The sequence below is a fragment of the Clostridium sp. UBA5712 genome (genome assembly GCF_002419845.1).
GTDB classification, from domain to species: Bacteria; Bacillota; Clostridia; order Clostridiales; family Clostridiaceae; genus Clostridium_J; species Clostridium_J sulfidigenes.
Genome location: NZ_DIGW01000001.1, coordinates 164,075 through 175,497, shown reverse-complemented (window position 1 = coordinate 175,497; position 11,423 = coordinate 164,075). Strand labels below are relative to the sequence as shown.

General features: G+C 31.6%; 10 protein-coding genes. 3 read left to right on the top strand and 7 right to left on the bottom strand.

Translation table 11 applies throughout. From position 1 onward, the window contains the following. Positions 1–158: 158 nt before the first annotated feature. On the top strand, positions 159–1,418 hold the full coding sequence (locus B3B03_RS00810; protein ID WP_346848210.1) for a cytochrome P450: 1,260 nt from the start codon (positions 159–161) through the stop codon (positions 1,416–1,418). Positions 1,419–1,566: 148 nt separating this feature from the next. Here B3B03_RS00810 and B3B03_RS00805 read toward each other — a convergent pair whose 3' ends face one another. Continuing rightward, positions 1,567–2,124, bottom strand: coding sequence for a hypothetical protein (locus tag B3B03_RS00805; RefSeq protein ID WP_346848209.1), 558 nt, complete (start codon positions 2,122–2,124; stop codon positions 1,567–1,569). A gap of 285 nt (positions 2,125–2,409) precedes the next feature. Between B3B03_RS00805 and brxC the strand changes: the two genes are divergently transcribed. Then, entirely contained in the window at positions 2,410–5,940 is a 3,531-nt protein-coding gene (gene brxC / locus B3B03_RS00800; RefSeq protein WP_346876244.1) for a BREX system P-loop protein BrxC, read from the top strand. Between the two features lie 133 nt (positions 5,941–6,073). Here the strand turns inward: brxC and B3B03_RS00795 are convergent, their stop codons facing one another. From B3B03_RS00795 to B3B03_RS00780, 4 genes are all read right to left on the bottom strand, one after another. Then, entirely contained in the window at positions 6,074–6,214 is a 141-nt protein-coding gene (locus tag B3B03_RS00795) for a FeoB-associated Cys-rich membrane protein (RefSeq protein ID WP_150845475.1), read from the bottom strand. A gap of 13 nt (positions 6,215–6,227) precedes the next feature. Then, positions 6,228–8,252, bottom strand: coding sequence for a ferrous iron transport protein B (gene feoB, locus B3B03_RS00790; protein ID WP_346876243.1), 2,025 nt, complete (start codon positions 8,250–8,252; stop codon positions 6,228–6,230). A gap of 88 nt (positions 8,253–8,340) precedes the next feature. Then, a complete protein-coding gene (locus tag B3B03_RS00785; protein ID WP_035131429.1) occupies positions 8,341–8,562 on the bottom strand; it encodes a FeoA family protein in 222 nt (73 codons plus the stop codon). A 21-nt stretch (positions 8,563–8,583) separates the two neighbouring features. Further along, a complete protein-coding gene (locus tag B3B03_RS00780; protein ID WP_346876242.1) occupies positions 8,584–8,793 on the bottom strand; it encodes a FeoA family protein in 210 nt (69 codons plus the stop codon). Between the two features lie 230 nt (positions 8,794–9,023). On the opposite strand from B3B03_RS00780, the gene B3B03_RS00775 reads away from it, so the two are divergent. Then, a complete protein-coding gene (locus B3B03_RS00775; protein WP_035131426.1) occupies positions 9,024–9,386 on the top strand; it encodes a metal-dependent transcriptional regulator in 363 nt (120 codons plus the stop codon). Positions 9,387–9,477: 91 nt separating this feature from the next. Here B3B03_RS00775 and B3B03_RS00770 read toward each other — a convergent pair whose 3' ends face one another. Together B3B03_RS00770 and msrA are read right to left on the bottom strand one after the other, a co-directional pair. Further along, a complete protein-coding gene (locus B3B03_RS00770) occupies positions 9,478–10,824 on the bottom strand; it encodes a [Fe-Fe] hydrogenase large subunit C-terminal domain-containing protein (protein ID WP_346848206.1) in 1,347 nt (448 codons plus the stop codon). Between the two features lie 26 nt (positions 10,825–10,850). Continuing rightward, positions 10,851–11,417: a peptide-methionine (S)-S-oxide reductase MsrA gene (gene msrA / locus B3B03_RS00765; protein ID WP_346876241.1), complete on the bottom strand. Its 567-nt coding sequence runs from the start codon at positions 11,415–11,417 to the stop codon at positions 10,851–10,853. Positions 11,418–11,423 lie beyond the last annotated feature (6 nt).

Sequence of the window (11,423 nt, the reverse complement as noted above, 5' to 3'; positions counted from 1 at the left end):
ACGCCCATGCTGGGCGCACTAGTAAAAAGCCAGTGCTTATGATTTTAAATTAAGCATTGGCTTTATAATTTTTAAATAAAAATCTATTGAATTTGAGTTTCACGAATATTTTTAGATAGTGTGGGAAATATAGGTGGATAGAAAGGGGTAGATAGTAGATGATAATAGATGAAGTTGATAAAAAAGATAAAGATATAGAGAGTTTTTTTAATTTATCTCGGGAAGGATATATGTTTATAAAAAATAGAATGGATCAGTTTAAGACTAATATTTTTGAGACTCGACTATTAGGGAAAAAAGTTATTTGCATTAGTGGGGGAGAAGGAGCAAAAATATTTTATGACCAAGAACGATTTAAAAAAAATAATGCATTACCCAAACGAATCCAAAAAACATTATTTGGTATGAATGCCATTCAAACAATGGATGGAGAAGAACATCTTCATAGAAAGAAACTTTTCATGGCCTTAATGACACCATTTCATGGGGAACAATTAGCAAAACTTGTATCAGAGGATTTGGAAGCTAGTATTGATAAGTGGAAAGTCAATGATGAAGTCATACTTTTTCAAGAATCTAAAGAGATTTTATGTAGAGTTGCATGCAAGTGGGCTGGAGTTCCGCTAATAGAATCTGATGTTAAAGAGAGAGCTGAGGATTTTAGTGCAATGGTTGATGCATTTGGAGCAGTTGGACCACGTCACTGGAAAGGCAGAATTGCAAGAAACAAATCTGAAGAGTGGATAGTTGGTATAATAAAAGATGTACGATCTTACAAGCTAAAGGTAGAAGAAGATTCAGCACTTTATTCAATGGCTTTTCATAAAGATCTTCATGGTAAAGAACTTAGTGACGAAATGGCAGCAATAGAACTTATAAACGTACTAAGACCCATTGTTGCTATTTCAACTTTTATTACATTTACAGCTTTAGCTCTATATAAACATCCAGAATATAAAGAAAAGCTATTAAAAGGTGGTAGTGATTATCTTGAAATGTTCATACAAGAAGTGCGCCGCTACTATCCATTTACACCTTTTCTTGGTGGGATAGTAAAAAAGGATTTCAATTGGAGTAATTATGAATTTAAAGAAGGAATGCTTGTATTACTTGATGTATATGGCACGAATCACGATTCTAGAATTTGGGATAAACCCTATGAGTTTTGCCCAGAGCGTTTTAAGGAATGGGAGGATAACTTATTTAATTTCATACCTCAAGGTGGAGGTAATCCCTTTAAGGGACATCGCTGCCCTGGGGAGAATATCACTATGGAAATAATGAAAGCATACCTTGATTTTCTTGTTAACAAAATTGAGTTTGAAACTCCTGATCAAGATTTAACTTATAGTTTAGTAAGAATGCCTACATTACCTAAAAGTGGATTTGTAATTAAGAATGTGCGAAGAAAATCATAGGATTTTAATAAATATTGAGCATGTACTAGCAATAATACTAAATTACATGCTCAACACTTTATAAAGAATAGTGAATGATTTTAAGACTAAATATATAAGTTGTTTACAGATATCAAGGTGTTAACAAATACTTTTTTATTAAGAAATTTTATGAGGTAATAAAGCTATCTTTACAACTACTAAAATATTGCATGGTTTTTACTAAGAAAACTATACCAAAAATAAATAACCCTAACACATATAAGATATTTATTACAGGTATAAATATTACTATAAAAGCTAATATACTTGCAATAGTTAATGCTTTATATTGATTCCACCTATCATCAGCTTCTTCAGCTAACATATGTTTATCATGATTGTTAAGCATTTCTTTCATACCCATGAATAAATTGTATATTACATATAAGGTTAATATTAAGGAAGCTAATCCTACTAGAATACCAAATGGTCCTAAAATTCCAAAGGTGATACCACCGTTATTGTTTTTAACTTCATATATTGAAAAAATAGAAAGTATTAGGGTAAAGATATTTAATGTTGAAGCCTTTGAAAAATGCTCGCTATGCTCTTTAAGCTGACTAAATGCCATAGCAAATAGTATAAATCCAATTACATCGGGGAGTATATCAAAACCACAAATTCTAAAGTTTAAAGATATAAACAAGAATCCCCAAAAAAAATTATTTAATCCCTTTTCTATCATTTTATGCACCCCTTATTATTTCTTATTAACTATAGCTGTACCCCTTTCTATTTCCATAAGCATATGGAAATATTCTCTTACTTATATTAAATCATATGCAATATAGTATGTAAATAATGTTTAAGATTACATTATTAACCATAGAATTCGTATATGATTTATATTAATGTCTACAGCTAGTTGTAATATGGTATAATATTAAAGCAAGTTTACATAAGGCTTAAGTGAAAAGCCTGTTTATAACCTAGGTCTAGGAATAAGTTAATAGTAACCAGGGGGAACAAAATGAACATAAAGTTAAAGGATTTATTTGAGAAAGAAATTAATAGAGATATAAAAGGTGTAATTAAGGTAGGTCAATGTGACCAGGAGAATATAAAGCAGGAACTTGAAGAATACGTGATTACGGATGAGCTACGTAGTAATTTTAATGAGTTTTTTGAGGCATACAGCAGAGACATATTAGATAGTACTGATAGGATTGGAGTATGGATTTCAGGATTTTTCGGTAGCGGTAAATCTCATTTTTTAAAGATTTTATCCTATGTTTTATCTAATGAAACCATAGGAAATAAAAGTACTTTAGACTATTTTTATAGTAAGGAACTACAGGATTCTACCCTAAGGAATATGGAGCTTATAAATAACCAATCTACAGATACTATCCTTTTTAATATAGATTCTAAGTCTGACCGGGCTTCAGAATCCCATAGGGATGCTATTGTTAATGTACTTAATAGGGTTTTCAATGAAATGCAGGGTTTTTGTGGATCTATGCCTTGGATTGCTGATATGGAAAGACAGATGACTGAAGATGGGGTATATGAAGATTTTAAAGAAGTGTTTCATCATATATCAGGAAAACCTTGGACTCAGGGTAGGGAAGATTTTTATTATGAAGAGGATGCCTTAATAGAGGCTTTATCAAAGGCTACTAAGATGAGTGAAGATGCTGCAAGAAACTGGTATAGTAAATGTGAAGAAAATTATTCCTTAACTATAGATAAGTTTTCTTCTAGGGTTAGGGAGTATTGTGATTTAAAGGGAAATAATCATCATGTGGTATTTTTAATAGATGAAATTGGCCAATATTTAGGAGAAGATACTCAGCTTATGCTAAATCTTCAGACAGTGGTGGAGGATTTAGGTAGCAAATGTGAAGGTAGATGCTGGGTTATTGTTACATCTCAAGAGGATTTAGATGTGTTTACTTTAGGTAAAGGCAATGACTTTTCTAAGATTCAAGGAAGGTTTAATACAAGATTGTCATTATCTTCTGCTAATGTGGATGAAGTAATTAAAAAACGTATTTTGAGAAAAAAAACTCAGGCAATGGAGATGCTACAAAGTCTATATGAGGAGAGAGAATCTTTTATTAGAAATCTTTTAACCTTCACCACAGATACTGTGGACATGAAATTATATAAGGACATGGATAATTTTGCACAGGTTTATCCCTTTGTACCTTATCAGTTTAACTTATTACAACATGTTTTTAATGGCATAAGAAGCCATGGAGTAGCTGGAAGAAGCTTGTCTAAAGGCGAGAGAAGTTTACTGGGAGCGTATAAGCAAGTGGCAGTTGAGTATATGGACAAAAACATAGGAACCTTAATTCCATTCTCAGCTTTTTATAATACTATAGAGACTTTTTTAGACCCTTCTATTAGAACAGTTATTGGTTATGCTGAAAATAATGAAAAGCTAAATAGCTATGATGTTAAAGTCCTTAAATTACTATTCCTTATAAAATATGCTAGGGGAATAAAGGGTAATATTGAGAACTTATCTACTCTTTTAATAGATAATATAGAAGCCTCAAAGAAAGAAGTTAAGGAGCAGGTGCAAGAGTCATTAAGTAAACTTATCAGAGAAACTCTGGTTGAAAAAAATGGTGATGAATTTGTATTTTTAACAATTCAGGAACAAGAGGTAAATAAAGAGATAAAAAATATGACAATTGATAGTGGAGAGATTGCTCAAAGGATAGGTGAGATAGTTTTTGAACATATATATGAAAATTCTAAGTTTGCCTATTCTAAAATTTATTCTTTTAGTTTTAATAAGTTAATAGATGAAAAGGTAAGAGGGTCTAAAAAAAATCCTGTAGGAATTAGGATTATAACTGCTAATTATAATTTAGTAGAAGGGGTTAGTAAAAATTATCTTAAGGAATTATCTGATAGAGAAAATAATGTGATAATTGATATATCAAACCAGGATAATTATATAGAGGAAATTGAAAATATACTTAAAATAGAGGGTTATATAAGGCTTAAAGGTACCCTAATATCAACTATTCACATGGAGGATATTAAGATAAAAAAAACTAAGGAAAGAGAACTCAGGTTAAAAAGGGCTAAATTCTTAATAGAGGAAGCTTTAAGGTGGTCAGATATATATGTAAGTGGCTCTCTTTTAAACATTAAGGTAAAAGGTTTAGTGAGTAGAATCAATGAGGGATTAAGAACCCTTGTAGATTCAAGGTTTAACAAAATAAACTACATTACAGAGTTTATATATAATAGTAGGGAACTATATAATATAGTGGAAGCTGATACTCGTCAAAGAAGTATAGAAGATAATGAGGCAAATAAATTAGCCTTGGAGGAAGTAAATAATTATATATTAACTAGTACCATGAGAAGTATTAAATTAACGGTGAAAAGCATATTAGCTAGATTTACAAGTCCACCCTATGGTTGGAAGGACCTAGATATTCAAGGGATACTCCTGAAGCTATTTAAAAAGCAATATATAAGTATTATATATGCTAATGAGGTAGTGTCTTCTAATAGCAATGATATAGTAGATTACCTAGTTAAGGGAGAGTATGAAGAAAAGGTTATAGTTATTAGTAGAGAAAAGGTACCTAGTAAATATATAGATGCAGCTAGGGAGTTAATTAAAGAACTCTTTGGAGGAGGCTCTATACCTAATGATGAAGAACTTCTAATGAAGTATTTCAAAGAATTAGGCAAAGAAGAACTTAAGAAAATTAAGGATATGAATTTTAATTATTCAATAAATAAAGATTATCCTGGAAAAGAAATAGTATTTCTAGGTGAAAAGTTATTTGAAGGTCTACTTAATATAGATGACATCCAAGAATTTTTTAAGTATGTCTATGATTTAGAAGAAGAATTCCTAGACTATATAGATTATGTTGATAATATAAAGGGATTTTTTTATAGAAAAGAAAACAATACAGTTGACTTAAATGTAAGAGGAGAGCAGAGAATAATCTTTGATGCGGCTACAGACATCCTTAATTCCTTTGAAGAAAATAAGGAATTTATATATGATTCTGAAATAGAAGGACTAGTAGAAGAACTATATGGTATTTTAAGGATGAAAGAGCCATATAACAGGATTCCTCAGCTACCAACACTTATAGAAAAGTATAATAATAGGGTGTTAGATCTATTAAATAAAGATATAACTCCAGCAATAGAATTTATTAAAGCTTGTAAGGATGAAATTATAGAAAACTTGAAGGGCTATGATTTCTATAATGAATTTGAAGCTAAAATTAATGAAGACTTTGAAAACCTTACTAAGAAAACTCTATGTTCAAAGAGTTTTCCAGTTATATTATCAATGTATAAACTTGGAGAGAAACTAAAGTTAAGGTGGTTAAATGAAATTACTTTAGAAACTGGAAGAGAAAACATTGCTAAAGTACTTAGTGTGATGGAATTGGTTAAGGATGAAAAGGCTATAAAAAATCATGAGGACATAGAATTATTATTAGAAAACTTAAGAAAGCGATTAAAAGAAGAGTTGAAGGAAGATACAACAATAAGATTAGTTTAAACCATAATTTAAATAAAAGATTATATTTTCAGAAATATTTTCAATAAAAAAACTGAAATCAAATCTTGATTTCAGTTTTTTTGATAGGACAATCACAAAATAGAGTTATCTATTTTGCGAAAGCCCCTTTATTTTATCTATGACACTTGCTAGCCTGGGAACAGCCTGAGCAACCACAGCCACAACCGTCACCTTTAGAGTGTTTTTTTAATTGTTTTACTGATACTAATATCATAGCACCTATAACTACAGCACCTATTAAAAATGTTGCCATAGTAACACCTCCTTTATAAAAAGATTAAGCGTCCAACTTGATATATTATTAAGGAAACCACATAGGCTAAACCTGTTTGATATCCTATAGCGATAAATGTCCATTTCCAAGAACCCATTTCACGTTTAATAGCGCCTATAGCCGCAAAGCATGGAGCAGCTAGTAGGGTGAATGCCATGAAAGAGTAAGCACTAACTACATTAAATAGTTGTCCCATAGTTGAAACTAGGTTAGGGTCACTTTCTGTTAGTTCAGCACCAAGTCCGAATAGGACACCAAAGGTAGCAACTACATTTTCTTTAGCTAAGAATCCTGTTACAGTAGCAACGGCAGATTGCCAGTTACCAAAGCCTAGAGGTGCAAATATCGGAGCTATTACATTTCCAATGGAAGCTAATATACTATCTTGTGCGTCTACCATTTGTAAAGACCAGCTAAAGGATTGTAAAAACCAGATAAGACCTGAAGCTACAAAGATAATGGTACCAGCTTTTATGATAAAGGCTTTTCCTCTGTCCCACATGTGGATAAGAAGTCCTTTTAAGCTAGGTATTCTGTATTGTGGCAGTTCCATAACAAAAGGAGCTGGATCACCTTTGAATAGCTTAGTTTTCTTAAGGATTATTCCTGAAAGTATAACCATGGCTATACCTAAGAAGTACATTGATGGTGCTGCCCAAGGTTGACTAGGGAAGAAGGCACCAGCTAGTAGTGCAAATACTGGTAGTTTAGCACTACATGGAATAAATGGAGTAAGCATTATAGTCATTTTTCTATCTCTATCATTTTCAATGGTTCTACTTGCCATAACAGCAGGAACACTACAACCAGAACCTATTAACATAGGTATAAAAGATTTACCGGAAAGTCCAAACCTACGGAAGATCCTGTCCATGATAAAAGCTACACGAGCCATATATCCACAGTCTTCTAGTAAAGATATTAAGAAGAATAATACCATTATTTGTGGTACAAATCCGAGAACTGCACCAACACCACCGATAATACCATCTACAATTAGTCCATGTAACCAGTCAGCTACCTGCATATTCATTAACCAGTTAGAAACATTTCCTTGAATGAGCTCGGCAAAAAGGGTGTCATTTACCCAATCAGTGGCTATGGTTCCAATGGTAGTAACGGCAATATAATATATACCTAGCATTACTAGTGCAAAAATCGGAAGGGCAAGCCATCTGTTAGTAACAACTTTGTCTATTTTATCTGAAGTAGATAAATTAGAATTATTTTTCTTCTTAACACAGGAGGTAATTATTTTACCTATGTAGTCATAACGTTCAGTGGTAATAATACTTTCCGCATCGTCATCAAGAGATTCCTCATAGTTATTAATTAAATTATCTAATTTATCTTTTGTATTGTTATCTAGTTTTAAATATTCTAGAACTTTTTCATCTCTTTCAAAGAGTTTAATATAAAACCAACGTGGATTTTTTATTAAAGAATTTCCTTTTAATAGTTTTTCTATGTTACTTATAACTTCTTCTGTATCCTTACTAAAGGTATTTAATAAGGTAACATTTGGAGTACTTTTACCAATTTCTACAGCCTTATCAGATAATTCCTTTAGACCTTTTCCCTTAAGGGCAGAGGTTTCTAATACTTCACATCCAAGTGATTTAGAAAGCTTTGAAGTGTTTATTATGTCTCCATTTTTATTTACTACGTCCATCATATTTAAGGCTATAACTACAGGAATTCCAAGTTCTACGAGTTGAGTTGTTAAATAAAGATTTCTTTCAATATTTGATCCATCAACTATATTAATAATCACATCTGGTCTTTCATCAATCAAGAAATTACGAGTTACAACTTCTTCTAAGGTATAAGGTGATAATGAATAAATCCCTGGTAAATCAACGATAGTTACATCCTTGTGTCCTTTTAATTTTCCTTCTTTCTTTTCTACAGTTACTCCAGGCCAGTTTCCTACATATTGGGAACTCCCTGTAAGTTCATTGAAAATTGTGGTCTTACCACAGTTTGGGTTTCCAGCAAGAGCTATTTTTATACCCATTTTAATCCCCCCTAAATGTTAGCCAATGCTAACTTACTAATGAAAAATATACAGAGATTTAACTCTATGAAAATTTTAGAATCAAAAACTATTCAACTAATATTTTTTCAGCATCAGATTTTCTAATAGAAAGTTCATATCCTCGAATAGTTATCTCAATAGGATCTCCTAAGGGAGCTATCTTCCTAAGATGAATAGAAGAGCCTTTAGTAACTCCCATGTCCATAATCCTACGTTTCACAGCACCTTCTCCTTGAATTTTAAGTACTGTAACAGTCTGTCCTGGCTTTACATCCTTTAATGTATTCATAATTACCTCCTAAAATAATTCCTATATAATAATCTTATTTGCCATAGATTTATCTATAGCAATACGGCTATCTTTAACATTAATAATTATATTTCCACCTAACTCTGAAATAAGAGTTATACTTTCACCTACAATAAATCCTAGGCTTTTTAAAAATCTCACCGTTTCTTCTTTACCATTAATTTTCTTTATAAAAACTTTTTCTCCAGATTTGGCCATAGTAAGTGGCATATAAATCCCTCCTTTAAGTATGCACAAGCTAACTAATATTGAAAAACATAAGTTAGCTTTAACTAACCTATATTTTGATTTTACTATAAATGATTTATGATGTCAACTGAAAATGAGAATAATTTTCATATATTGGGTTATTTTAAATAAGTAAAGAATAATTTTGGAAAGTTGAATGAAAATTTAACCTATGATAAAATAGGTTAAAAGAAACTATATAGGAGATTATTATGAAAATACATGAATCCGGAGAAAATTATTTAGAAACTATTTTATTGCTTCAGAGAAAAAAGGGCTCTGTACGTTCTATAGATATAGCAAATGAATTAGGTTATACAAAGGCTAGCATTAGCAGAGCCATGGGCATACTGAAAAAAGCTGAGTTTATAACCATGGAACAAGGAGGGGAGATAACTCTCACAGAAAAAGGCATGAAAAAAGCCAGTGAAATATATGAAAGACATACTCTCATCACTAAATATCTTATGGACACTTTAAAAGTATCTAAAGAAGTAGCTGATGGAGATGCCTGCCGCATAGAACACATTCTAAGTAATGAAGCCTTTGAAAAAATGAAGGAATTATATAAATAAAAAAATTGAGCATCCACTTATATTAAAGTGCATGCTCAATTTTTGTGAGAGATAAATTAATCTAGTAGGAAGTTTCATAGAGATAGTGTTTTTAAAAGTCTCTATGAAATATTTCAGTTTTATTTTCATCTTTGTAATCTTCTATGGTGAATATGCCAATGGCATCTAAGATTCCATTCATTACTGGGCTATCGTAGGCAACTTTATATTTAGAGTTATCTGCAAAGGTATCTACGGCAATTTTAGAATTATCTTTAGGGACAATAGCTTTTGGCCCACCAACGCATCCACCTACACATCCCATTCCTTCAATGAAGTTTCCTTTTATAATACCTTTTTGAAGATCTTGTAATATTTCCTTACATTCTTTTATTCCGTTACCTTGAATAGGAGTTACAAGTTTATATTTTTCAGGGAACATTCTTTCTATGCAATCTTCAATGGCAATTGAAACTCCACCGGTACGTGCATAAAGCCTTCCACCTCGTGATGCATATTCCATGGAGGTAGTGCCTTCAAGGGTTTCTGGAACTACATTAAAGGCTTCAAAAATCTCTTGTAATTCTGCAAAAGTAAGAACAAAATCAATGTCACCAATCAAGTCAGGAGATTTAACTTCTGCCTTTTTTGCTACACATGGTCCTATAAATACTACCTTTACATCTGGGTTTAATTTTTTTAACACCCTACCAGCTGCAATCATTGGAGATACAGTAGGAGATGTATGTGGCAATAAATCCTTATATACTTTTTTTATCATGCCAACCCACATAGGACAGCAGCAAGATGTAATCATAAAATCTGATTTAGTTTTAACATGAGCATCAAATTCAATGGTTTCTTTAAGGGTAAGCATATCTGCAAAGAATGCTACTTCCACCATATCAGTAAATCCAAGAGATTTAAAGGCAGTTCTAAGTTGTTCAATGGTGCTATCTCCAAATTGACCCATTATAGCAGGGGCTACAGCAGCTACTACAGGAGTATTTTCCTTTAAAAGTTTAGCAAGAGGCATAAATTCAACAGTATCTAGAATGCTTCCAGTTGGACATCCTTCCACACAGAACCCACAATCAGTACATTTATCATTATCTATATAAGTACACTTAGTTTTTTCATCATATAAAATAGCATCAAAGGGGCAGCTTTCTTGACATTTTGTCTTTCCATCACAATCTACTTTACACTCCATTTTACATAGTTTAATTTTATTAACAATTTTATGATCTGATTCATAATTATTTATGGCTTTTTTTAAATCTTCTATGTAATTATTACTAAAGGACAAATTCACTCCACAGAGAGAAGAAATTTCTCCCGCTAAGGCTTCTTTATCAACTATATTATCCTTTAATAATTCTTCAATAACATTCTCTAATTTATCATTATAGTAGGCATTGATAAGGATTTTAAATAATTCACTATGTTGTTTTTTCATAACAGCACATCCAATCTTAAAATATTTTAGTCTTCATATATTTTATAATAATCATCACCCCAATATTTTGCTATAAACTCATCTCTTCCAGATATACTTCTATCCTTTTTATATTCTGTAGGATGGGTTTTATAAAATTCTTGATGATATTCTTCTGCTTCATAGAAGGTTGATGCCGGAAGAATCCTAGTAACTATTTCTTCAGGGAATCTACCTGAATCATTTAGAACTTTTTTAGATTTTTCAGCAATTATTCTTTGATTCTCATCCATGTAGAAGATAGCAGAAATATAGGAAGAACCTCTATCTTGAAATTGACCTTCATCATCCGTTGGATCTATCTGTCTCCAAAAGGCATCTAAGAGCTTTTCATAGGAGATGATAGTAGAATCATATATAATTTTAATAGCTTCATAATGACCTGTACCTTGAGATTTTACATCTTTATAGGTAGGGCTTTTAAGTTCACCTCCAGTATACCCAGAAGTAACACTTATAATTCCATCTAATACATCAAAAGGGGATACCATGCACCAAAAGCAGCCACCAGCAAATATAGCAGTTTTGTAATTTTCACTATTAATATTCTGCATTTTCAA

Coding starts and splice junctions, on each gene's coding strand:
- B3B03_RS00775 (WP_035131426.1), top strand. CDS start 9,024: ATGAAAATACATGAATCCGGAGAAAATTATTTAGAAACTATTTTATTG.
- B3B03_RS00785 (WP_035131429.1), bottom strand. CDS start 8,562: ATGAATACATTAAAGGATGTAAAGCCAGGACAGACTGTTACAGTACTT.
- B3B03_RS00795 (WP_150845475.1), bottom strand. CDS start 6,214: ATGGCAACATTTTTAATAGGTGCTGTAGTTATAGGTGCTATGATATTA.
- B3B03_RS00805 (WP_346848209.1), bottom strand. CDS start 2,124: ATGATAGAAAAGGGATTAAATAATTTTTTTTGGGGATTCTTGTTTATA.
- B3B03_RS00780 (WP_346876242.1), bottom strand. CDS start 8,793: ATGCCACTTACTATGGCCAAATCTGGAGAAAAAGTTTTTATAAAGAAA.
- brxC (WP_346876244.1), top strand. CDS start 2,410: ATGAACATAAAGTTAAAGGATTTATTTGAGAAAGAAATTAATAGAGAT.
- B3B03_RS00810 (WP_346848210.1), top strand. CDS start 159: ATGATAATAGATGAAGTTGATAAAAAAGATAAAGATATAGAGAGTTTT.
- B3B03_RS00770 (WP_346848206.1), bottom strand. CDS start 10,824: ATGAAAAAACAACATAGTGAATTATTTAAAATCCTTATCAATGCCTAC.
- msrA (WP_346876241.1), bottom strand. CDS start 11,417: ATGCAGAATATTAATAGTGAAAATTACAAAACTGCTATATTTGCTGGT.
- feoB (WP_346876243.1), bottom strand. CDS start 8,252: ATGGGTATAAAAATAGCTCTTGCTGGAAACCCAAACTGTGGTAAGACC.